Annotated in this window: 14 protein-coding genes; 8 read left to right on the forward strand and 6 right to left on the reverse strand. The window is 65.3% G+C overall.

Going from position 1 to position 24,066, the window contains the following annotated elements:
- Positions 1-101 precede the first annotated feature (101 nt).
- The 6 genes from ABQY74_RS04060 to nagA all read left to right on the forward strand — a co-directional run bounded on the left by ABQY74_RS04060 (position 102) and on the right by nagA (position 6,859).
- On the forward strand, positions 102-1,268 hold the full coding sequence (locus ABQY74_RS04060) for a heparan-alpha-glucosaminide N-acetyltransferase domain-containing protein (RefSeq protein WP_349794185.1): 1,167 nt from the start codon (positions 102-104) through the stop codon (positions 1,266-1,268).
- Between the two features lie 245 nt (positions 1,269-1,513).
- Positions 1,514-2,236 (forward strand): GntR family transcriptional regulator, encoded by a 723-nt coding sequence (locus tag ABQY74_RS04065; RefSeq protein ID WP_161961201.1) that lies wholly within the window; start codon positions 1,514-1,516, stop codon positions 2,234-2,236.
- A gap of 46 nt (positions 2,237-2,282) precedes the next feature.
- Positions 2,283-3,560 (forward strand): sugar MFS transporter, encoded by a 1,278-nt coding sequence (locus tag ABQY74_RS04070; protein WP_039523493.1) that lies wholly within the window; start codon positions 2,283-2,285, stop codon positions 3,558-3,560.
- A gap of 40 nt (positions 3,561-3,600) precedes the next feature.
- Complete coding sequence (locus ABQY74_RS04075; protein ID WP_024940298.1) at positions 3,601-4,668, forward strand: LacI family DNA-binding transcriptional regulator; 1,068 nt, start codon at positions 3,601-3,603, stop codon at positions 4,666-4,668.
- Positions 4,669-4,673: 5 nt separating this feature from the next.
- Entirely contained in the window at positions 4,674-5,702 is a 1,029-nt protein-coding gene (locus tag ABQY74_RS04080; protein ID WP_016900885.1) for an SIS domain-containing protein, read from the forward strand.
- Between the two features lie 2 nt (positions 5,703-5,704).
- Positions 5,705-6,859 (forward strand): N-acetylglucosamine-6-phosphate deacetylase, encoded by a 1,155-nt coding sequence (nagA, locus tag ABQY74_RS04085; protein ID WP_349794187.1) that lies wholly within the window; start codon positions 5,705-5,707, stop codon positions 6,857-6,859.
- 156 nt (positions 6,860-7,015) lie between these two features.
- Here nagA and ABQY74_RS04090 read toward each other — a convergent pair whose 3' ends face one another.
- Positions 7,016-7,315, reverse strand: coding sequence for a hypothetical protein (locus ABQY74_RS04090; protein WP_184230167.1), 300 nt, complete (start codon positions 7,313-7,315; stop codon positions 7,016-7,018).
- A gap of 316 nt (positions 7,316-7,631) precedes the next feature.
- Here ABQY74_RS04090 and ABQY74_RS04095 point away from each other — a divergent pair, with 316 nt between their 5' ends.
- A complete protein-coding gene (locus ABQY74_RS04095; RefSeq protein ID WP_349794188.1) occupies positions 7,632-10,295 on the forward strand; it encodes a TonB-dependent receptor in 2,664 nt (887 codons plus the stop codon).
- Between the two features lie 180 nt (positions 10,296-10,475).
- On the opposite strand, the gene ABQY74_RS04100 is transcribed toward ABQY74_RS04095, so the two are convergent.
- Both ABQY74_RS04100 and ABQY74_RS04105 read right to left on the reverse strand, forming a co-directional pair.
- The gene (locus tag ABQY74_RS04100) at positions 10,476-11,708 is read right to left on the reverse strand and encodes a multifunctional CCA addition/repair protein (RefSeq protein ID WP_349794189.1); all 1,233 of its coding nucleotides are present in this window, start codon (positions 11,706-11,708) and stop codon (positions 10,476-10,478) included.
- A gap of 919 nt (positions 11,709-12,627) precedes the next feature.
- Positions 12,628-14,601 (reverse strand): transglycosylase SLT domain-containing protein, encoded by a 1,974-nt coding sequence (locus tag ABQY74_RS04105; RefSeq protein ID WP_104624448.1) that lies wholly within the window; start codon positions 14,599-14,601, stop codon positions 12,628-12,630.
- Between the two features lie 272 nt (positions 14,602-14,873).
- Here ABQY74_RS04105 and ABQY74_RS04110 point away from each other — a divergent pair, with 272 nt between their 5' ends.
- Positions 14,874-17,753 carry a TonB-dependent receptor gene (locus tag ABQY74_RS04110; protein ID WP_349794190.1) on the forward strand — a complete coding sequence of 960 codons (2,880 nt, stop codon included), beginning with the start codon at positions 14,874-14,876 and terminating at the stop codon, positions 17,751-17,753.
- A 914-nt stretch (positions 17,754-18,667) separates the two neighbouring features.
- On the opposite strand, the gene betA is transcribed toward ABQY74_RS04110, so the two are convergent.
- The 3 genes from betA to betT form a co-directional block, all read right to left on the reverse strand.
- Complete coding sequence (gene betA / locus ABQY74_RS04115; RefSeq protein WP_039528720.1) at positions 18,668-20,338, reverse strand: choline dehydrogenase; 1,671 nt, start codon at positions 20,336-20,338, stop codon at positions 18,668-18,670.
- A gap of 172 nt (positions 20,339-20,510) precedes the next feature.
- Positions 20,511-21,983, reverse strand: coding sequence for a betaine-aldehyde dehydrogenase (betB, locus tag ABQY74_RS04120; RefSeq protein ID WP_024940791.1), 1,473 nt, complete (start codon positions 21,981-21,983; stop codon positions 20,511-20,513).
- Positions 21,984-22,023: 40 nt separating this feature from the next.
- Complete coding sequence (betT, locus tag ABQY74_RS04125; protein ID WP_349794191.1) at positions 22,024-24,003, reverse strand: choline BCCT transporter BetT; 1,980 nt, start codon at positions 24,001-24,003, stop codon at positions 22,024-22,026.
- Positions 24,004-24,066: the final 63 nt, after the last annotated feature.

Here is a 24,066-nt window from a genome sequence, read left to right on the forward strand (position 1 = left end):
GCGGCCCGACATCAGCGCCTCCGCACCGAGGCAACGACGCTCGCCACTGGCAGCACGTCCGCACGCCGCCGCCACCTGCAGTCGCTGGGTAAGGAACTGCGATGAGCGCACAGACACTCCACGCTGCAACTGGCGCTGCAACCGCAGCACCCAGGCGCGAACGCTTCCTGTCGCTGGACGTGTTCCGCGGCCTGACCATCTTCCTGATGATCCTGGTCAACACCGCCGGGCCCGGCGCGCAGCCATATGCGCAGCTGACCCACGCGGCCTGGTTCGGCTTCACGCTTGCCGATCTGGTGTTTCCCTCGTTCCTGTTCGCAGTCGGCAGCGCGATGAGTTTTGCGCTGGCCACCGGCACGCCGCACCGGCAGTTCCTCGCCCGCGTGGGCAAGCGCGCCGCGCTGATCGTGATGTGCGGCGTGCTGATGTACTGGTTTCCGTTCTTCCACCCGCAGCCCGATGGTGGATGGGCGTTCACTGCAGTCGATCAACTCCGCCTGACCGGCGTGCTGCAGCGGATCGGCCTGTGCTATCTGCTCGCAGCGCTGCTGGTGCGCTATCTGCCGCCACGCGCTATCGCGCCGGTTTGCGTCGCGCTGCTGCTGGGCTACTGGGCATTGCTGTACGTCTTTGGCCAGCCCGGTGCGGAGCTGAGCAAGACCGGCAACGCCGGCACCCGGCTGGACCTGTGGCTGTACGGGCGCGCACACCTGTATCGCAAGGATGGCGGCTTCGACCCCGAGGGCCTGCTTGGCACGCTGTCGGCCACGGTCAACGTGCTGGCCGGCTATCTGGGCGGGCGCTTCCTGCAGCGGCACGGCAAGACCGGTGCCGCCACGCGCAGCCTGTTGCTGGCGGGCGCGGGGCTGGTGCTGCTGGCATTGCTCTGGCACCCGGCCTGGCCGCTGTCGAAGAAGCTCTGGAGCGGGTCGTTCGTCGCCTGCACGGTAGGCCTGGATCTGCTGGCGCTGGGCGTCCTTGTCTACCTGCTGGAGTTGCGCGGCTGGAGCGGCGGCAGCGGCTTCTTCACCGTGCTGGGGCGCAACCCGCTGGCGATCTACCTGTTCTCCGAACTGTTCGTGGTGGTGCTGCGGCTGCTCCCGGCCGGCAGCTCCGGGCTGGACCTGTACGCCTGGGCCGGCATCCGCGTGTTCCAGACCATTGCGCCGGGCCCGCTCGGCTCGCTGCTGTGCGCGCTGAGCTACACGCTGCTGTGTTGGTGCGTAGGCTGGTGGATGGATCGGCGGCGCTGGTATCTGCGGCTGTGATTGCCCGACCCGGCAACGGGTGACGCAGCCCGGCACCGGCCCGCTGATCGGCATGCATACCCGCCCATGACTGGCGCGGTGGATGCCTGGGTCAGCCAGGGCCCGTCACCGCTCCCAATAATCCACAGCCGCTAATGCGCGCTGGGCAAATTGGTACTATATTGGACCTAACGAATCCAAGTCGGTCCGGAGGACAGGCAATGGCCAAACCGAAAACCGAAGCCAGGACGGACACCGACCCCCGGATGGACGCGCTGACGCTGGATGCCTCCGCGCCGACGCCGCTGTATCTGCAACTGGCGAGCAAGCTGGACGAGCAGATCCGCGGCGCGCATTGGAAGGCCGGCGAGGCGCTGCCGGCCGAGCGCCAGTTGTGCGAGCGGCTACAGATCTCGCGGGTGACCCTGCGCCAGGCCGTGGACGTGCTGGTCGAACAGGGTTTGGTCTCGCGCCGGCAGGGCGCCGGCACCTTCGTCACCACGCAGATCCAGCACCAGCTCAGCGGCCTGACCAGTTTCAGCGAGACGCTGCGCATCAAGGGCTACGAGCCCGGCACGCGCTGGCTGGAGCGGCGGCTGCGTCCGGCGCATGGCGAAGAGATCCTGCGGCTGGGCCTGTCGCCGGATGCGGCGGTGGCCTCGCTGACCCGCCTGCGCAGCGCCGACGACCGGGTCATGGCCTACGAGCATGCGGTGTTGCCGCAGCGCATCGTCGCCGACCCGCAGCAGATCGGCGATTCGCTCTACAGCTACCTGGATGCGCAGGGCACCCCGGTGGTGCGCGCGCTGCAGTACTTCCGCGCGATCAATTTGCCCGCGCGGCTGGCCGAACACCTGCGCATGAAGACCGGCGAGGCGATCCTGCATGTGGTGCGCGTGGGCTATGCGCGCGACGGCAGCGCGATCGAATTGACCGACACCTATTGCCACAACGATTTCTACGATTTCGTCGCCGAACTGCGTCGCTGATCCAGCGCGGCGCCCCCCAACCGACAACTCAAGAGCCAGCCGATCCATGACTACCGCCAGGCCCGCAAATCCCGTTGTCTCGATCGCCATCGTCGGCGTGCTGTTCTTCATCATCGGCTTCTTCACCTGGATCAACGGGCCGCTGATCACCTTCGTGCGGCTGGCGTTCGACCTCAACGAGGTCAATGCTTTCCTGGTGCTGATGGTGTTCTACCTGTCGTACTTCTTCCTGGCGCTGCCGGCGTCGTGGATCCTCAAGCGCACCGGCATGAAGAAGGGGCTGGCGCTGAGCCTGGTGGTGATGGCGGTGGGCGCGGCCGGCTTCGGCCAGTTCGCCACCCAGCGCTGGTATCCGGGCGCCTTGGGCGGCCTGTTCGTGATCGGCAGCGGCCTGGCGCTGCTGCAGACGGCGATCAACCCGTACATCAGCATCCTCGGGCCGATCGAGAGCGCGGCGCGGCGGATCGCGCTGATGGGCATCTGCAACAAGATCGCCGGCATTCTGGCGCCGATCCTGATCGGCTCGCTGGTGCTGCACGGCATCGGCGATCTGTCCGCGCAGGTGGCCAGCGCCGATGCGGCGACCAAGCAGCAGTTGCTCACGGCCTTCGCCGCCAAGATCCACGCACCGTATCTGGTGATGTCCGGGGTGCTGCTGTTGCTGGCGATCGGTGTGCTGTTCTCGCCGCTGCCGGAGCTGCGGGCCTCCGAGGCCAATGCCACGCCCGGCAGCGCGGTTGGCGTGCAGAAGTCCAGCATCTTCCAGTTCCCGCACCTGTGGCTGGGCGTGTTGTGCCTGTTCGTCTACGTGGGCGTGGAAGTGATGGCCGGCGACGCGATCGGTACCTACGGCCACGGCTTCAATCTGCCGCTGGACAGCACCAAGATCTTCACCTCCTACACGCTGGGCGCGATGCTGGTTGGCTACATCGTCGGCCTGGCGTTGATTCCGGGTGTGATCTCGCAGGCGCGCTACCTGAGCGTGTCGGCGCTGCTGGGCGTGCTGTTTTCGCTGGGCGCGCTGCTGACCCACGGCTATGTGTCGGTGGGCTTCGTGGCCGCGCTCGGTTTTGCAAACGCGATGATGTGGCCGGCGATCTTTCCGCTGGCCATTCGCGGGCTCGGCCGCTTCACCGAAATCGGGTCGGCCTTGCTGGTCATGGGCATTGCCGGCGGCGCGATCATTCCGCAGCTGTTCGCCATTCTCAAACAGCACTACGACTTCCAGGTCGTGTTCGCTGCGCTGATGGTGCCGTGCTATCTCTACATCCTGTTCTATTCGCTGCGCGGTTACCGTGTGGGCCTGCCGGCCCAGGCCAAGTGAACCAGGCAGCATGATGCGTTCCGACGAACAAGGCACACCCATGCGCAGGCCCACCATCAAAGATGTCGCCGAGCGCGCCAAGGTCTCGTTGAAGACCGTGTCGCGCGTGATCAACAACGAACCGTCGGTGATGCAGGCCACGCGCGCGCGCGTGCTGCGCGCCATCGCCGATCTCGACTACGAACCCGATCCGTCCGCGCGCAACCTGCGCAGCGGCACGCCGTTCGTGATCGGCCTGGTCTACGACAATCCCAACCCGTATCACATCATCGGCATCCAGAACGGCGTGCTGGCCGCCTGCCGCGAAACCGGCTTCGGCCTGCAGATCCATCCCTGCGATTCCACCTCGCCATTGCTGGCCGAAGAACTGGCCGAATGGGTGCAGCGCTCGCGGCTGGCCGGCGTGGTGCTGACCGCACCGATGTCCGAGCGCCCCGAGCTGATGGCCGGCCTGGCTGCGCGCGGCATCAAGAGCGTGCGCATCATCGCCGCCACCGACGATCCGGGCGACGGCCCCTGCGTCTATATCGACGACCGCGCTGCCGCCTACGAGATCACCGAGCATCTGGTCCAGTTGGGCCATCAACGCATCGGGTTCCTGTGGGGTGGCCCGCAGCACCGCTCCAGCGGCGAGCGCTACGCCGGTTACGAGGCCGCGTTGAAGGACTACGGCATCACCCTGGACAAGCACCTGGTGATTCCCGGCGATTACACCTTCGACGACGGCTTCCGTGGCGCGCGCCGGCTGCTGTCGTTGCGCGAGCCGCCGACCGCGATCTTCGGCAGCAACGATGAAATCGCCGCGGGCGTGCTGGCTGCAGCCAAGTCCACCGGCATGAACGTGCCGTATCAATTGTCGATCGCCGGCTTCGAGGACAGCCCGTTCTCGCGCCAGTCCTGGCCGGCCCTGACCACCGCCAAGCAGGCCACCGACGACATCGCGCGGCATGCCGCACGCCTGTTGATCAGCCAGCTGCGCAGCGATGCCTACGACGACCAGCCCGCCCAATTGCAGAACCGCGGCTTCGTGCCGCAGCTGGTGGTGCGCGGTTCCACTGCACCGGCGCAGACGCCGTCCGCCAAATCCCTTCCTCCCGAATCCGCCTGAGCACGATGAGCCTTCCCACCGAAACCGAGACCTTGATGTTCCGCGAGGCGGCGCAGACCGCCGATGTGGTCGCCGCACAGTTCGCCCGTAATGCCGACACCGTCGCCGCCCTCGCGCAGTCGCTGCGCGATACGCCGCCGCCGTTCGTGGTGACCTGCGCACGCGGCAGTTCCGATCACGCTGCGACCTACGCCAAGTATCTGTTCGAAACACAACTGGGCATTGTGACCGCCTCTGCATCGCCGTCGGTGGGCTCGGTCTACGCATCGCCGCTGCAGTTGCGCGGCGCGCTGTACATCGTGATTTCGCAATCGGGCAAGAGCCCGGACCTGCTGCGCAATGCCGAAGCCGCCAAGGCGGCCGGCGCGCGCGTGGTCGCGCTGGTCAACGTCGAGGATTCGCCGCTGGCGCAGCTGGCCGAGGTGGTGATCCCGCTGGGCGCAGGCCCGGAAAAAAGCGTTGCCGCCACCAAGAGTTATCTCGCCTCGCTGGCTGCGCTGCTGCACCTGGGCGCAGTGTGGAAGAACGATCCGGCCCTACTCGCGGCGGTGGAGGCACTGCCGCAGCAGTTGCGCGCCGCCTGGCAGGCCGACTGGTCCGCACTCACTGCCGGCCTGGTGCCGGCACACAACCTGTTCGTGCTCGGTCGCGGCCTGGGCCTGGGCGCGGCGCAGGAAGCGGCGCTGAAGTTCAAGGAGACCTGCGGCCTGCATGCCGAGGCGTACAGCTCGGCCGAGGTCAAACACGGCCCGATGGCGCTGGTAGGACCGGGCTTCCCGGTACTGGTGTTCGCCCAGCCCGACGAAACCGGCGCCGGCACGCGTGCGCTCGCCGCAGAATTCCGCGCGCGTGGCGCGCAGGTATGGCTGGCCGCTCCCGATGGCGACCTGCCGCTCGTGGATGCGGCACATCCGGCCAGCGCGCCGCTGCTGACCGTGCAGAGCTTCTACCGCGCGATCAACGCGCTGGCCCTGCAGCGTGGCAACAATCCCGATCTGCCGCCGCATTTGAACAAGGTCACGGAAACCGTTTGAACATGGATGCTTCCCCGATTCGAGCGTTGTGCAATGCACGCGTGCTCACCGACGATGGCTTGCAGGATGGGCTGGTGGTCCTGCTGGCCGGCACGCAGATCCAGGCGGTGGTGGCGGCCGACGATGCGCGCGTTGCGCAGGCGCATACGCGCGTGGATCTGGGCGGCGCCACCTTGCTGCCCGGCTTCATCGATATCCAGGTCAATGGCGGTGGTGGCGTGTTGTTCAACAACGCGCGCGACCCGCAGGCGCTGGCCACGATTGCGGCCGCGCATCGCCGTTACGGCACCACCGGCATGCTGCCGACGCTGATCAGCGACACCGCCGAGGTGATGGCCGAGGCGATCGAAGCAACGCGCCAGGCCATCGCGCAAGGCGTGCCCGGCGTGCTCGGTATCCATTTGGAAGGCCCGTACCTGAGCCCGGCCCGCAAGGGCACGCACGACGCGCACAAGTTTCGCCTGCCCGACGCGCACGAGATTGCCGTCGATACCTCGCTGGACAACGGCGTCACCCTGATCACGCTCGCCCCCGAGCGGGTGCCGCTGGACGACATCCGCGCCTTCGTCGCCGGCGGCGCGATCGTGTTTGCCGGCCACACCGCGGCCAGCTACGAGCAGGCGCGCGACGGCATTGCCGCCGGCGTCAGCGGTTTCACCCATCTGTACAACGCGATGTCGCAACTGGCCGGGCGCGAGCCCAGCGCGGTCGGCGCCGCGTTGGAAGACCCCGATGTGTGGTGCGGCATCATCGTCGATGGCGTGCACGTGCACCCGGCCAGCCTGCGCGTGGCGCTGGCCGCCAAACCGCGCGGCAAGCTGTTGCTGGTCACCGACGCCATGCCGATGGTCGGTGCCGACAGCCCCAGTTTCGACCTGTACGGCGAAACCATCACCGCCGTGGACGGCGTGGTACGCAATGCCGACGGCGCACTGGCCGGCTCGGCGCTGGACATGGCCACGGCTGTGCGCAACAGCGTGCAGTGGCTGGGCGTGGATCTGGCCGAAGCCGCGCGCATGGCGTCCACCTATCCGGCGCAATGCATCGGCCTGGGCCAGCACCTGGGCCGCATTGCACCCGGCTATCAGGCCGATCTGGTGCTGGTGGATGCCGACGTGCAGGTACTCGCCACCTGGGTCGCCGGGCAGCGCGAGTAAGTCCGCACGCCGCCGCACGAACCTGTTCGTGCGGCGCGATGCGTTTGAAACCTTGTTTGCGGTCGTGGCTGCGGTGGACCGCCATTGTCGGTACGCTGGAGCATGAGCGTGCGTGCGCGAGTGCAGGGCGTGCTTTTGCCAAGCTCCGGAAAGGCATCAGTGTCGAACGATGGAGCGGCCAAGCAGAACTCGGGCGCTTCCGGCGTCACGCAACACGTAGTGCAACCGACGCGCTTTCCGTTGCAGTAGACGCTCGACGATGACTGCAGCCGCATGCACTTGCAGCACGTCAGCAATGCAATCGCGGTAGTTTGGCAAGGCGCTGCGTACACCATCCACCACATCAAAGCCTGCAACACGCCCTGCATCGCAACATCCGGCTGCGCAGCCTTGTGGCATCAGGCCGCTACGCGCAGTGGTCTGCTCATCGAAACAGATGAATGCGATCGCGATCACGCTGTCATTCCAATATCTGCATTGTCGGTGCGGTTTTAGGCATGAAACTGGGCTTTTGTGGCAGCGAGTTGACAGGCCCGGCTGCGAAAGGCACCTTCGCTGATAACGTTGTCAGCGAGCAGGAGCCACTTCTGAAATCTTGAAAGCGTTGTCGTCCGGCCGCTGGTCGGACTGGCGCTGACCCGCATGCCGCTACGGCGGTGCGGGACGCTGCTCGCATCCGGCACAGGGGACGGAGTGCGGGCATGTCACGCGCATCGCGCGTTGTCGTGCAACCACATGGTTGCCACCTGACATCCGTCAAGAGGTCTACGCAATGCCGTCTTCCCGTGTGTTCGAGTTGTCCCGTCACCTGTTCTGTCATGCACACCCGCTGCGGCGCACGCCGTTGAGTACTGCAGTCCGCAGTCTGTTGATCGGTGGCGCCGCCCTGGCAGGTATTGCCGCGTTGCCTGCGGGTGCGCAGGAGCAGGCTGCAGCCCCGCAGGAACAGGCGCCCGCGCAAACCAATCCCTCGGTGTCCACGCTGGACGAGGTCAAGGTCGTTGGCTATCAGGCCAGCCTCGGCAAGGCACTCAACGTCAAGCGCAATGCCGATGCGATCGTCGATGCGATCAGCGCCGAGGACATCGGCAAATTTCCCGACACCAACGTTGCCGAGTCGCTGTCGCGCCTGTCCGGCATCACCGTGGATCGCCAGTTCGGCGAAGGCGAGAAGGTCAGCATCCTCGGCACCGATCCGGCACTCAATCGCGTGCTGCTCAACGGCCAGACCATTGCCTCCACCAGTTGGGGCGGCGATCCCAACGACCCGGACAGCCGCTCGTTCAACTACAGCACGCTGGCGCCGGAAGTGGTCGGCCTGATGGAGGTCTACAAGACACCGGAGGCACGCATCGACGAGGGCTCGATCGGCGGCACCGTGATCGTGCACACGCGCAAGCCGCTGGATCTTGAGCGCAATACGCTGACCGGCACGGTGAGCTACGGCTATAACGATCGCTCCGAGGAGGGCAAGCCGAATGCCTCGGCGCTGTACAGCTGGAAGAACCAGGATGAAACGCTCGGTGTGCTTACCTCGGTGATGCATTCGCAGCGCGTGTTGCGCCGCGATGGCGTGGAGATCTTCGGCTACGACAATGTGCAAGGCGCAGGGTTCCCGGCGTCTGTGGTCGGCAACAACACCGGCGTGTTTCCGACCTCGATCAACACCGCGTTGTTCCAGCAGACGCGCAAGCGCGATGGCGTCAGCGCGGCGCTGCAGTGGAAGCCGGATGCCGATTTCGAGCTCAACCTGACCGGTTTGTACGTCAAGGAGAGTTTCGACAACTACAACCAGAGCCGCTATGGCTACTGGGGTTCCACCCCCGGCGATGCGCAGGCGCTGGGCTTCGAGAATGGCGTGGCGACCTCGGGTACGTTCGGCGACCAGTCCAACACCTACCTGGACGGCTACCTGCGCAACAGCGAGGTCAGCACCGGCAGCATCCATCTACGCGCCGACTGGCATGGCGATGGCTGGAATGCGTCCAGCCAGGTGGGCTACACCAGTTCGCAGGGCGGCGCCGAGCGCATCTACGGCATCCAGTTCCGCAACCTCGCCGGTTACAGCTACAACATCGACGGGCGCCGCACCGCGATGGACTACAGCACCGACCCCACCAACGCGGCGGCGATGCAGCTCAACAATGCCTCGGCCAGCCACAGCCCGCAATACGACAAGGAACGCTACCTGCAGCTGGACTTCGACCATGCGGTGGAGTGGGGGCCGTTCACCCAGATCCTGACCGGCATCAAGCTCACCAATCACGCCACCGGGCAGTCCTCCTACAGCCGCACCTGGACCCCGAACGACGGCAGCACGCTGGCCGCGTTCTCGCCGGGCACCACGCCGTCGGGCTATCTGGACGGCTTGTCGACCAGCGCCGACATGCAGCGCTGGTCGACCATCAACAGCGGCTCCATCAGCCAGTACATCGGTGGCCTGGAAGGCGATGACGGCTTGCCGATCAGCTACGCCGGCAACTACAGCATCGAAGAACAGAACCGCGCCTGGTTCCTGCAGGGCAATTTTTCCGGCGAGCGCTATCGCGGCAACGTTGGCGTGCGTTACGTGCACACCCGCGATTCCACCGATGGTTTCAGCTATGCGCCCGGTGGGGGCTATACGCCGGTCAACTTCCTCAACAGCTACGGCAAGTGGTTGCCGTCCTTCAACATCGCCTACGACCTGCGCGACGATCTGATGCTGCGCTTTGCTGCCTCCAAGGTGATCGCACGGCCGCGCTACACCAACATGACCCCGTACGTGGCCACCGACGACACCACGCTCACTGCGTCCACGGGCAATCCTGGATTGAGTCCGTACGAGTCCACCAACCTGGGCGCATCGCTGGAGTGGTACTTCTCCGACAGCAGCCTGCTCAGCGGCGAGTTCTTCTCGCGCGATATCTCCAACTACATCCTGACCACCGTGGAAGACCGGGTGTTCTTCAACAACGCCACCGGCGGCTCGAGCACCTATCAGACCTCCGTGCCGACCAACGCTGGCGATGCCAAGGTGCGCGGCGTTGCGCTCAACCTGCAGCACAACTTCGGCAACGGGTTCGGCGTGGTGGCCAACTACACCTATTCCGATTCCAAGACCGACGGCGATTACAGCCTGCCGTACAACTCGCGCAACGCCTACAACATCAGCCCGTACTACGAGCAGGGCAAATGGAGCGCGCGGGTGAATCTGGGCTGGCGCTCGGAATACTTCACCCAGATCGGCCGCCTCAACGGCCAGCAGATGACCGATGCATTCACCCAGGTCGATGCCTCGTTCGGCTACCAGGCCACCGAGCGCCTGCGCGTGGCGCTGGAAGCCACCAATCTGCTGGATGAAACCTACTTCAGCTATATCGGCAACAAGAACCAGCCGTACTACATCTACAAGAACGGCCGCTCCTTCATGCTGAGCCTGAATTTCAAGCTGTGACGTCGGCCGGGCGGCTGCTCTTGGGCAGCCGCCTCGTTGCAATGGCGGCGGCTCGCGGTTGCCATGAATCGCTGACATTAGCCGGCGGATCTTTCGCCAGCCGGTATCGCTGCAGCAACGCTTTGCTTGGCACGGCTACATCCCTGTCGCGTTTCGACAACGGTATGCGCGATGCATCGGCTATGTGCCGGCCTTTCTTGCGGCCGCAATCGCCGCAATCCGCGCCTTCGCCAATGCCTCGCCGATCTGCGGGCCTTGCAGGTCTTGTGCAGCCAGGTCGCGCGCATTGATGGCCAGCGCAGCGGCATGCAGGCGTTTGAGTTGTTCGCCCTGTGGATACGCCGCGTCTTCGCTGCCCAGCCGGCCACGCTTGTCGGCTTCGCAGACCAGCGCGAGTTGCGCGATGCGCTCGGGGCGGCGGAACGCGTCGCAGCGCACCAGCAGCTCGTGCACGGTGCGGTCGCGCAGTTCGGCCAGGCGATGCACGTTCAAGTGTTCGCGGCAGGCGGTGATGGCGAGCTGGCGATAATCCTGTGGCACCTTGAGTCGCTCGCACAATGTCTGCAGTGGGGCGACGCCGCGCTGTTCGTGCATGATGTGGCGCGGCCATTCTTCCGCTGGTGTGAGTGCCTTGCCCAGGTCGTGGGTCAATGCGGCAAAGCCCACCAGCGCGTCGCCGGGCGCCAGTCGCGCGGCCATGTCGCTGACCATTTCCTGGTGAATGCCGGTATCCACCTCGGGATGAAACTCGGCACGTTGCGGCACGCCATACAGTGCATCGATCTCGGGCAGGATGACGCGCAGCGCATCGGTATCGTGCAGCGTGCGCAGGAATGCCGACGGCTGCGCACTCTCCAGCACGCGGCGCAATTCCTGCCACACACGTTCGGGCACCAGGCTGTCCAGCTCGCCGCTGGCGGCCATCTCGCGCATCAGTGCTGCGGTCTCGGGCGCGACAGTGAAACCAAGCGGTGCCAGGCGTGCCATGAAGCGGGCAGCGCGCAATACGCGCACGGGATCTTCGACAAAGGCCGGCCCCACGTGCCGCAGCACGCGCGCCTGCAGATCGCGCGCGCCGCCATACGGATCGAACAACTCGCCAGTGTCCTCATCGCGTGCGATTGCGTTGATGGTGAAGTCGCGGCGCAGCAGATCCTCTTCCAGCGTCACCGAAGGATCGGCATCCACCACGAAGCCGCGATAGCCGCGCCCGGACTTGCGCTCGGTACGCGCCAACGCATATTCCTCACTGCTGCGCGGATGCAGGAACACCGGGAAATCCTTCCCCACCGGTTTGAAGCCCAGGCGTTCCATCTGCGCCTGATCGGCACCGACCACCACCCAGTCGCGGTCGCCAGCGGGCTGGCCAAGCAGGGCATCGCGGACTGCGCCGCCAACAAGATAGATCTTCATCGCGACATGATGCCCGATGCGGTGCGTGCGTCGTAGAGCGACTGATCCACGGCTTGGCTGCAGGGCCTTTGCCGCCCACCATCGCGGACATGTCGCAAGGCAGTACGGCTTTGCGGATAGATCAGCTGTAGAGCGGGGTGATGTGTGGTTTTGCTGCAGGGCCCTTGCCCGCCCACCCTCGCAGGACACGCCGCAAGTACGTCCATGTAGGCTCTTACGCGGCATCCATGCCGCGTAAGGTCCCGCGACGGTGGGCGGGCAAGGACCAGTCGAGATGGTCGGTGTGCACAGCTAAGCGCAATGCTTGATGCGCGTTGTTTGATGCCGATGCGCCGGTTCAATGCGCGATGCACGTCGAGCGGCAACCAGTCGGGATGTCTGGTACGTATGGGCAAGAGCAGTGCGTGATATGCATTTTGGATAGTGATGTACTTGCCCGGCCCAACGGCCAACGTCCAATGCACGTCGTGCAACAAGCTGCTTTCACGTGACTACCGACCAACTTTCTGGTGCGGTGCCCTTGCCGGTTGCGGGACCGTGTGGCGGCATGGATGCCGCCACCGAGCCTCCACGGACGGATTCACGGCGTGTCTCGCAAGCGGTGAGGGCACCGCGCCCTCGACGACCCGAGCCTTCGATGCACCGAAACAGCGCAACGTCGAGAAAGCCTGGTTAGCCCCAGAGCCTCAGAGCCTCTGAGCCTCGGAGCCTCGGAGCCCTCGGAGCCCTCGGAGCTTCAGAGCTTCAGAGCTTCAGAGCTTGAGAGTCTGAAGCCTCAAAGCCCGAAGCTTAGGAGCGTACCGAAAGGCGAGTACCAGAGCGGCATCGCCTAGCTTGCGCCCCAGGCCAAGACAAACCCTGCAACCGCGCAAGCACGATCACCTCATCCAGCCGCCATGCTCGGCAGCTAACTTGGAGCTCAGTCCTGCGCCGCGTTATTGGTCGCCTGGCCTGGCGTGCACACCGGTTTCAGGCGCTTGTCCACCAGCTTGCCCATCAGGCGATCGCTCAGCGGCAGCATGTCGCCGTTGAGCCGCCAGTCGTAGATCACGCTGAAAGCCAGCACGCGCGCGACGTACTCACGGGTTTCCTTGTAGCTGATGGTCTCGATCCAGAAATCCGGCTCGAAGTTGGGCCGTTGCGATTGCCAGCGCCCGGTCGGCCCCGGGCCGGCGTTGTAGGCGGCGATGGTGAGGTAGGGCAGGCCGTAGGTATTGAGCAACTGGCGCAGGTAGGCGGTGCCGATGGCGATGTTGGTGTCCGGCTCGTACAGGCTGGTGGCGCCCGCATAACCGGGCAGGGCGATGCCCTTGGCCACGGCCGCGCCCGTGCCCGGCAATACCTGCATCAGGCCCATCGCGTTCGCAGGCGAGCGGGCGCGCGGATTGAAGATGCTTTCGGCACGGATCTCCGCTGCCACCCAGGCCGGGTCGATCGCGTTCTTGGCCGCTTCGCGGCGAATGCTGTCGTCGTGATGCAGCGGAAAGCGCAATGCATACAGGCGCTGTTCGTCCGGCTGCTTGCCGAGCGCGAACACTGCGCGATCGAACCAGCCATTCTCGCTGGCCACCTGCACCGCCAGCCGGCGCTGGGTGTCGTCGAAGCGGCTCGCCGCATCGTTCCACTCGGCCACGGCCCAACCGGGGCGGTCGATCTGGAACAAGGCAATGGCGCGGAGCAACGCCGGATCGCGCGCGACGGCGGCCTTGGCCTGCGGGGTGTCCTTGGGCTCCCACGGGCACAGCCGGTATGGCTGCTGCAGACGATCGGCGGCCAGGAAGCCGTGGAAGGTCGGCGATTGCGCGGCTGCGCGATACAGCGGCTGCGCGGCCGCGGCCGCGCCGGTCTTCTCGGCCAGGCGCGCCTCGAAATATTGCCAGCGCGAATCGCTGCGTTGGGTGGCGGGCATCTTGCGGATCGCCGCCAATGCCGCTGGCCAGTCGCCACGCGACATCGCCTCGCGCGCGCGCCATTCGTGCAGGCGCTCGTCGTACGAGGCATCGGGCACTGCATTGAGGCGACGCGCCGAATCCGGCAGGTACGACGCCACCGTCCACAGCGCGATCTGGTACAGCACCTGGCCGCGCTGCGCCTCGCTGAAGCCGAGCGCGCTGGCCAGCTGCGGCAGCTGCTGCTCGGCCGCATCCGGGTCGCTCTTGGCCAGCTTGGCCAGGCCATCGACCGCGATGCGTCGGCTGCGCTCGGTCCTGGGCCAGCTCGATGCACGCGGATGCACCTTGTCCAGAAACGCGGCGTAGTCGTTGGCCAGGGCCAGATCGGCTGCCGGCAGACCGCGTGCGGCCGTGCGCATTACCGCAGGCAGTTGTGCATCGGCGGCCGCCTCCACGCGCTCCCAGCGCAGCGCCGGAGTGAGCTCGCCGCGCGACTCCAGCCCGGCGACCACCGGATCGCAGGCATCGGGCAGGCCCTTGCCGGTGCGCCATAACGTCAACGCATCGCGGCTCCACTGCGCATCCAGCTTGCCGGTTGCCTGTCGCGCGGTCAGCTGCGCACAGCGCAGGCCGACGTTGTCGGTGGGTTTCCAGTTGGTCAGCAACGTGGTCCAGTCCTGACGACGCGCCACTGCCGGCAACCAGGTGCTGCGGAAGCTGTCGGCCACCGGCTGGCCTGCATAACGCTGCAAAAAGCCCTGCGCCTGCGTGTTGGAGACGTTGTCGATGTTGCGTTTGAGCGTGGCAAATTCCAGCCAGCCATAGAGCGGGTGACGGCTCAGGGCACCGAGCTGACCGGCATCGGACTGGCCGCGCTCTGCGGCGGCGATGGCATCGCGCATGGCGGTCAGTTGCGGGTCGAGGCTTTGGGCATGCAGCGTGGTGCTGCCAAGGCACAGCAGGCCGACGAAAACAGTGGCAAGACGGGGGGCATAAGTCATTGCGCGATGATACCGAAGCGCGCCTGCGCGCCTGAGTGAATACGCACAAGATCGATGCCCGCCAGCGCTGTCGGCAGCGACATGCGCCGCTAGGCGCAGATGCGTCCCGTTGGCGCGCGGTCTTGGTCTGCGGCCCGGCGCGCAATGCAAAGCGTCTCTCACTGCCTGCATGGTTGGCTTGCGGGGCGTTAAGGTTTCGTTTAAAAGTTGGGACGGACCGCAGGGCACGGGGGCGTGCGGACACTTAGCAAGTCCTTCCGGAGAGAGAAAGGATGAAGCGTCTGATTGGCTCCCCGCGGTCATGCCTGGCCGTGCAGTTGTCGTTGTGTCTGGTTCCCACACTCGCCTGGGCGCAACAGCCCGAGGCCACCCCGAGTACGCGCACGCTCGACAGCGTGCAGGTCACCGGCACCCGCATCAAGACCGCAGAATTGCAGGGCCAGGTGCCGATCCAGACGCTCAACCGCGCCGACATCGAACGCACCGGCCTGACCTCGATCGGCGAGGTGCTGCAGGAACTCACCGCATCGGGTTCGGCGCTCAACGCCAAGTTCAACTCGTCGGGCAACTTCGGCTTCCCGCCCGATGGCGGCGGCGTGGGCGCCGGCTCGGCGCAGGTGGATTTGCGCCATCTCGGCTCCAAGCGCGTGCTGGTCCTGGTCGATGGCATCCGCTGGGTCAACGAGTCCTCGGCCTCCGGCGTGGGCTCGTCGACCGATCTCAACACCATTCCGTTGGCGATCGTGGAGCGCATCGAGGTGCTCGAAGACGGCGCCTCGTCGCTGTACGGCTCGGATGCGATCGCCGGCGTGGTCAACATCATCACCCGGCGCAGCTTCGACGGTGCGCAGGTCACGCTCAACTACGGGCAGTACGGCAAGGGCGACGGCGCCAACCAGGGCATGGACCTGGCCTGGGGCACCAGTGGCGAGGATTTCAGCCTGTTTCTGGGCGCCAGCTACGTCAAGCAGGATCCAATCTACGCACGCGACCGCGCGCAGGCCCGCTTCCCGATCCCGGGCACCGGGCTGACCTTTGCCAGCTCGGCAACGCCCGATGGTCGCTTCCAGTTCGTCGACCCCAATACCGGCGTGCGCCAGAACCTCACGCCCAATGCTGGCGTCGGCACGCCGCAATACGACGGCAGCGCCGGCTGTACACGCAGCGACGATTACCACTGCTTCGGCACCGCAGACCGCTACAACTTTGCAGAACAGAACCTGTTGCTGACACCGTCCGAGCGCAAGGGCGTGTTCGCGCAATTTCGCTATTACTTCAACGACGACGTGCAGTGGTACGTGAAGGCGCTGGGCAACCGGCGCGAGTCGACCAACCAGGCCGCGCCCGAGCCGATCTTTCTCGGCCCCGATGCCGGCACCGGCAATCCGCTGGCCGACAACATCGTGATTTCGGCGCTCAATCCGTTCAATCCGTTCGGCTTCGAGCTGAACTCGGCTACCAACCTGATCCAGATCGGCCGCCGCCCGGTGGAAGGCGGGGCGCGCCGTTTCGAGCAGCAGGTCGACACGCAATACTTCGGCACCGGTCTGGTGGGCACCTTCGAAGGTGCGGCGCGCACCTGGTTCTGGGACATCAACGGCATGTACAGCAAGAACAAGGCCGAACAGACCAACTACGGCAGCTACAACCTCTACAACATCAACCTCGGCCTGGGTGATCCGGCCGCGTGCGCGGCGGTGGCCGGCTGCGTGCCACTGGATATCTTCAGCGGTGCCGGCAGCATCACGCCGGAGATGTTGCGCTGGATCCAGCCGGTGGTGCGCGACCGCAGCCAGAACGAGTTGAGCCTGTTCACCGCCAATCTGAGCAGCGAGCTGTTCCAGTTGCCCGGTGGTGCGGTGTCGTTCGCCACCGGCTACGAATACCGCAAATACGAAGGGTCCTACCAACCCGATCCGCTCACCGTGGCGGGGCGCTACAACGGTGTGCCGTCGTTGCCGACGTCAGGCAGCTACGACGTCAACGAGGCCTATCTCGAACTCAATATCCCGATCTTCGCCAATTCGTCGTTGGGCGACAAACTCGACCTGAATATCGCCGGTCGTTATTCTGATTACTCCACTTTCGGTGGTGAGTTCACGCCAAAGTACGGCTTGCGTTGGCAGGTCACCGATGAGCTGGTGCTGCGCACCAGTTATGCAGAGGGCTTCCGTGCGCCGACCATCGGCGAGCTGTTCGGTTCGGCCGCGCGCGCCGATCTGCAGTTGTCCGATCCGTGTTCGATCGGGCTGGGCGGCACCGCGCCGCGCGGCAGCGCCGCGAACTGCGCATCGCTCGGTGTGCCGGCCGGCTATCAACAGGCCAACCAGCAGATCTCGGTCACCACCGGCGGCAACGAGCAACTGGATCCGGAGCGTTCGCGCAGCTTCAGTGCCGGCTTTGTGTTCAGTCCTGGCTTTGCCAGCAATGCCAGCTGGTCCGACCGCCTCGATCTGGAAATGACCTTCTATCGCCATCATGTCGACGGCGCGATCCAGGCGATCAATGCGCAAACCCAGCTGGATCTGTGCGTGGATACCCTGGACGCGCTGTATTGCAATGGCATCGGGCGCGCCTCGACCGGCGGCATCAATGCATTCAACAATCGGTTGACCAATCTGGGTTCGATCAAGACCGACGGTTGGGATGTGGACCTGTTCTGGACCTTGCCGGAGACGGCGCTTGGCCGTTTCAAATTGTCTTGGCAGAACACCTTCGTGGGCCGCTACGAGGCACTCGGTGCGGCAGGGCAGCGCCAGCCGCAGGGGCCGGGCATCGAAGTGGTGGACAGCGCGATCCCCGAATGGACCAGCAACGCGGTATTGGACTGGTCGCTGGGAAACTGGACCGCATCGTGGACGGCGCGCCACATCTCCAAACTCACCGAACAATGCGGCGATGCGGTGGAATTTGCGGTGTGTTCCGATCCAGCCGTAGGTACCAATCGCCTGGATGCGATCACCTACCACGATGCACAGCTGGGTTATCGCGTCGATTGGCTCAAGGGGCTGCAGCTCACGGCCGGCTTGAACAACGTCTTCGACAAGGATCCGCCGCTCTGCCTGTCGTGCTCACTCAATGGCTATGACGCCTCCACCTACGACATCCCCGGTGGGCGTTTCTGGTATGCGCGGGTGGATTTGAAGTTTTAGTCCGTCAGGTCGGGTCGGTCGTAGACGGAGAGCGGCTGATCTGTGGCTTTGCTGCAAGGCCCTTGCCCGCCCACCATCGCGGGACACGCCGCAAGTATGTCCCTGTAGGCTCTTACGCGGCATCCATGCCGCATAAGGTCCCGCGACGGTGAACGGGCAATGACCATCGAAGATGGTCGGTGTGCATGGCTGCAAGCAGTGCATGACGTGCGTTGCTCGGTAATGGCGCATCCGATCAGCTTCCCGATTCAACCCGAGTAACAAGCAGCTTTTCACACGACCACCGATCCACTCTCTAGTGCGGTGTCCTCGCCGATTGCGGGACCGTGTGGCGGCATGGATGCCGCCACCGAGCCTACAAGGACGTACTTGCGGCGTGTCCCGCGAGCGGCGAGGGCGCCGCGCACCCGACTAGCTAGCGTTTGACTGCATCTCAGGACGCTACTACTCGAAATCTCGGTTGTCTTGAATTGACTGGAGAGTGCGGATAGATCAATTGCAGAGCGGTTGAACTGTAACTTCGCTGCAGGGCCCTTGCCCGCCCACCATCGCGGGACACGCCGCAAGTACGTCCGTGTAGGCTCTTAGGCGGCATCCGTACCGCGTAAGGTCCCGCGACGGTGGGCGGGCAAGGACCATCGAAGATTGTCGGTGTGTATGGTTGCAAGCAATGCATGGCGTGCGCTGTTCGGTAATGGCGCATCCGATCAGCTTCCCGATTCAACCCGAGTAACAAGCAGCTTTTCACACGACCACCGATCCACTCTCTAGTGCGGTGTCCTCACCGATTGCGGGACCGTGTGGCGGCATGGATGCCGCCGCCGAGCTTACAAGGACGTACTCGCGGCGTGTCCTGCGAGCGCTGAGGGCACCGCGTATTCGACCCAGGGTGGCGCACCGCGTTTTTTCTAGCATCACCCGCGCACAGGCGCATCGCCGGCCACGTAATAGTCGGCGGTGCTGCGCGGCAGTGGCGTGCGGCCACGCATGCGGTCGGCGATCTTCTCGGCGATCATGATGGTGGTGGCGTTGAGGTTGCCGGTGATGATGCGCGGCATGATCGAGGCATCGATCACCCGTAGGCCCTCCATGCCGTGTACGCGGCCCTGTCCGTCGACCACCGCCATGTCATCGGTGCCCATCGCGCAGGAGCAGGACGGGTGATACGCCGTCTCTGCGCGTGCGCGCACGAACGCGTCCAGCTCGGCATCGGTCTTGCAGTCCGCGCTCGGGCTGATTTCACGGCCACGATAGGCATCCAGTGCGGGCTGGGCAATGATCTCGCGGGTGATGCGGATCGCATCGCGAAATTCCTGCCAGTCCTGATCGGTGGACTGGTAGTTGAACAGGATCGACGGATGCTGGCGCGGGTCGCGCGACTTGGCATGCACGCGCCCGCGGCTGGGGGTGCGCATCGAGCCCACATGCGCCTGGAAGCCATGTTCCTTCACCGCATTGCTGCCGTTGTAATTGATCGCCACCGGCAGGAAGTGATACTGGATATTGGGCCAGTCGAATTCTTCGCGCGTGCGGATGAAGCCGCCGGCCTCGAACTGGTTGCTGGCCCCGGTGCCGGTGCCGGCGAACAACCACTGCGCACCGATGGCTGGTTGATTCCACCATTGCAATGCCGGATACAACGATACCGGCTTGGTGCAGGCGTACTGGATATAGACCTCCAGGTGGTCCTGCAGGTTCTGGCCGACGCCGGGCAGGTCGTGCACCAGCTGCACGTCGAGTGCGCGCAGCAGATCCGGCGCGCCAATGCCAGAGCGTTGCAGCAGCTGCGGCGAGGCAATTGCGCCAGCACACACCAGCACTTCGCGGCGCGCATGCGCGTCGATGCCCTCGCTGCTGTTGCCGACCAGGTAATGCACGCCGATCGCGCGCTTGCCGGCAAACAGGATGCGGTCGGTGGTGGCGTGGGTGACGATGTGCAGGCCATCGCGCGGACGTGCCATGTCCAGATAGCCACGCGCGGTGCTTGCGCGGCGGCCCTGCGGCGTCACCGTGCGGTCCATTGGCCCGAAGCCTTCCTGCTGGTAGCCATTGAGATCGTCGGTGCGCGGATAACCGGCCTGCACGCCGGCGTCGACCATGGCATGGAACAGCACGTTGTTGTCGTTCTTCGGCGTGGCCACGCTGACCGGGCCTTCGCCGCCGTGATAATCGTTGGCGCCGATGTCGCGCGTCTCGGCCTTGCGGAAGTACGGCAACACGTCGCGGTAGCTCCAGTCTTCCAGGCCCGGCCGCTTGGCCCAATGGTCGAAATCCAGTGCATTGCCGCGGATGTAGCACATGCCGTTGATCAGGGACGAGCCGCCCAATCCCTTGCCGCGCCCGCATTCCATGCGCCGGTTGTCCATATGCGGCTCCGGCTCGGTCTCGTAGGCCCAGTTGTAGCGACGGCCCTGTAACGGGAACGCCAGCGCCGCCGGCATCTGGGTGCGGAAATCCAGCCGATAATCCGGCCCGCCGGCTTCCAGCAGCAACACGCTGACGCCCGGATCTTCGGTCAGGCGCGCGGCCAGCACGTTACCTGCCGAGCCGGCGCCGATGATGATGTAGTCGTATTCGCGTTGCATGGGGTTCTCCTTGTTGCGGTGCCGGTGTGAAGCGGCTTTCAAGACGATTGCGCGGTGGGCGGCTGTCGTTATTCGACATGACAGCGACCGAAACGGCAGCACGATCTACAGGCTGCAGCTCGCGCAGCTTGCCGGTACCGCCGGCGACGGCCTGCCAAGTGGCGTCGGTCGGTTAGAACACCGACGCGTAGCGTTCCAGTTCGACCTGGATGGATTTGGTGCGGGTATAAGCCTGCAGCGTGGCCAGGCCGTTTTCGCGACCCACGCCGGATTGCTTGTAGCCGCCCACCGGCATCGCTGCCGGCGACTCGCCCCAGGTGTTGATCCAGCAGATGCCTGCCTGCAGGCGATGGATCAGGCGATGCGCGCGCGCCAGATCCGGCGTCACAACACCTGCGGCCAGGCCGTACGTGGTGGCATTGGCGCGCGCGATCGCTTCGTCTTCGTCGTCGTAGGTGAGCAGGCTCAGCACCGGTCCGAAGATCTCCTCGCGCACGATGGTCATCACATCGGTGCAGTCGCTGAAGATGGTCGGTGCGACATAGCAGCCCTGTGCCAGCGCGCCATCGCGCAGACGTTCGCCGCCGCACAGCAGGCGCGCGCCCTCGGCCTTGCCCTGTTCGATGTAGTCCAGCACGCGCTGCATGTGCGCGGCGCTGACCAGCGGGCCGAAGGTGGTGCGCGCGTCCAGCGGGTCGCCGATGTGGATGCGTTGCACGCGTGCCAGCAGCCGCGCCTCGAAGGCGTTGCGCAGCGCGCGCGGCACGAACACGCGCGTGCCGTTGGTGCAGACCTGCCCGGAGCTGTAGAAGTTGGCCATCATCGCGATGTCGGCAGCCAGATCCAGGTCGGCGTCGGCGCAGACGATCAGGGGCGACTTGCCGCCCAGTTCCATGGTCACGTCCTTCAGCGACGAACTTGAGGCACTGGCCATCACCTTGCGCCCGGTCGCGGTGCCGCCGGTGAAGCTGATCTTTTCGATCTGCGGGTGTTCGGTGAGCGCGGTGCCCACGCTGGCGCCATCGCCGGGTAGCACGTTGAACACGCCATCGGGCAGGCCGGCCTCGGTGAAGAGTTCGGCCAGCTTGAGTGCGGTCAGCGGTGTCACTTCGCTGGGCTTGAAGATCATTGCGTTGCCGGCTGCCAACGCGGGGGCTGCCTTCCACAGCGCGATCTGGATCGGGTAATTCCATGCGCCGATCGCGCCGACCACGCCGAGCGGCTCGTGCCGCGTGTAGAAGAAGCTGCCTTCGCGCAGCGGTACCTGTGCGCCCTGCAGCGCCTGCGCCACGCCAGCGTAGTACTCCAGCACGTCCGCGCCGGTGACGATGTCCACGCTGCGGGTTTCGCTCAGCGGCTTGCCGGTGTTGAGCGTTTCCAGCTCGGCCAGCGCATCGTTGCGCTCGCGCAGCAGCGCCACTGCACGCAGCAGGATGCGCGAGCGTTCCACCGCGGTCAGTGCCGCCCATTGCTGCTGGCCGGCCGTGGCGCTGTCGACCGCGGCATCCAGGTCGTCGGCACCGGCGTTGTGCACATTGGCCAGCACCTCGCCGGTGGCGGGGTTGACCACCTCGAAGGTGTGGCCGCCGCGGGCGGGAACATAGCGGCCGCCGATATACAGCAACTGGTCGGGAAAACGTGGCATGACAAACCTCCTGTGGGGCGCACGCGGCAGCGGCGGCACCTCAGCGAGTGAGATGCAGGAACTGCAGGTGGCGCTCGTATTGATCGATGATGTCGTTGATGATCTGCTCGCGGCTGTAGCCGACCAGGTCGTAATCCTGGCTGCCTTCGTACAGATACACTTCGGCGCGGTAATAGCGTTGGTTGCGCAGGCGTTGCGCGGCGAAAGACGGCGTCAGGTAGCCGCGCATCACCACTTGGTAGCGGAAACCCTGCTGCTCGCCGTGGTCGACGCTGATTTCCATGTCGTCGTCGTCCAGCCGGCTGCTGACCTGCCAGCCTTCTTCCTGCAGCTGCGCGGTGACCGCTTCGATCGCCGGGCGCACCTGGTCGTGCATGAAGCGATAGACCTCATCGCGCGCCGGGAAATGCATCGCCTGGCCCAGGCGCTGACGCCAGCCGCGGTGATGCCGCGATTGCCCGATCAGCGGGCTGGGGCTGTAGAGCTGCGCACGCTTGCGTTGCGATTCTTCGCTGAGCGCGCGCGACAAGCCCCAGGCCATCAGCAGCAACACCGCAGAGAACGGCAGCGAGGCCAGCACCACGGCCGATTTCAATGCGTCCATGCTGCCGGCCAGCAGCAGGCCGCCGGTCACCACCGCGGTGAGCACACCCCAGAACACGCGCAGCCAGCGCGGGCCATCGTCGTGCGGCTCGCCGCCGTGCGAGGACAGCGTGGACAACACCACCGTGCCGGAATCGGCGGAGGTGACGAAGAACACGAAGCTGATCGCCACCGTCACCGTAATCACCGTGCGGCTCCACGGATAGCCCTGCAACAGCGAATACAGCACCGTCTGCGGCGCATCGATGGCCTGCTGCGCCAGCACGCCCTGGCCGTGATGCAGCAGCTGGTCCAGCGCGCTGTTGCCGAAGATCGACAGCCACGCCAGGGTGAAACCGAGCGGTATCAGCAACACGCCGAGCACGAATTCGCGAATGGTGCGGCCGCGCGAAATGCGCGCGATGAACAGGCCCACGAATGGCGCCCAGCCGATCCACCACGCCCAGTAGAACACCGTCCAGTTGCCGAGCCACTCGCTGCGGCCGCCGTAGGCATACACATCGAAACTCTTGTTGACTACGCTGCCCAGGTAGTCGCCCAGGTTCTGGATCAGCGCGTTGAGCAGATACTGCGTGGGACCGGCGAACAGCATGAACAGCAGCAGCGCGATCGCCAGCAGCATGTTGATGTCCGACATCCAGCGCACGCCTTTCTCGACGCCGGACACCGCCACCACGATCGCCGCGCCCATCATCGCCACGATCAGCGCGACCTGCACCCAATGGGTGTGCGGCACATCCATCAAGGTGCTCAGGCCGGCGTTGAGATGCAGCACGCCAAAGCCCATGTCCGCGCCCAGGCCGAACACGGTGGCCACGATGCCCAGCGCATCCACCGTATAGCCGATCGGCCCGTTGATGCGCTTGCCGATCAGCGGATACAGCGCCGAGCGCAGGGCCAGCGGCAGGTTGTGGCGGAATGCGAAATACGCCAGCGCCATCGCTGCCAGCGCGAACACGCCCCAGCCATGCAGCCCCCAATGCAGGAACAGCAACTGCATCGCCTGCCGGGCAGAGGCTTCACCGCTGCCGGTGCCGCCCTGCGGCGGTTGCAGATAATGGGTGAGTGGTTCGGAGACGCAGAAGAAGAACAGCGTGATGCTGATGCCTGCGGCGAACAACATGCCGGCCCAGGACAGATAGCTGAATTCCGGTTCGTCGTGATCGGCGCCGAGCTTGATGTTGCCGTAGCTGGACAAGGCCACGCCAAGCACGAACACCAGATACACCGTCATCGCCAGCAGGTAGTACCAGCCGACATTGCGCGAGGCCCAGGTCTGCGCGTCCAGCAGCACGCGGCCCGCTTCAAGCGGAAACAACGACACCAACAACGCAAACGTACACACCACGGTTGCCGCCAGCACGAACACCGGGCGCAGGGTGCGCACCGGCAACAGCTGCGGCTCAACCGCACTCATGCCGACACACTCATATGACGCGTATCACGTGCTGTGCTCCCAACGAAAAACCGCCTGCGTTAT

Origin of the sequence: Xanthomonas sp. WHRI 7064 (assembly GCF_040202355.2) — a bacterium.
GTDB classification, from domain to species: domain Bacteria; phylum Pseudomonadota; class Gammaproteobacteria; order Xanthomonadales; family Xanthomonadaceae; genus Xanthomonas; species Xanthomonas arboricola.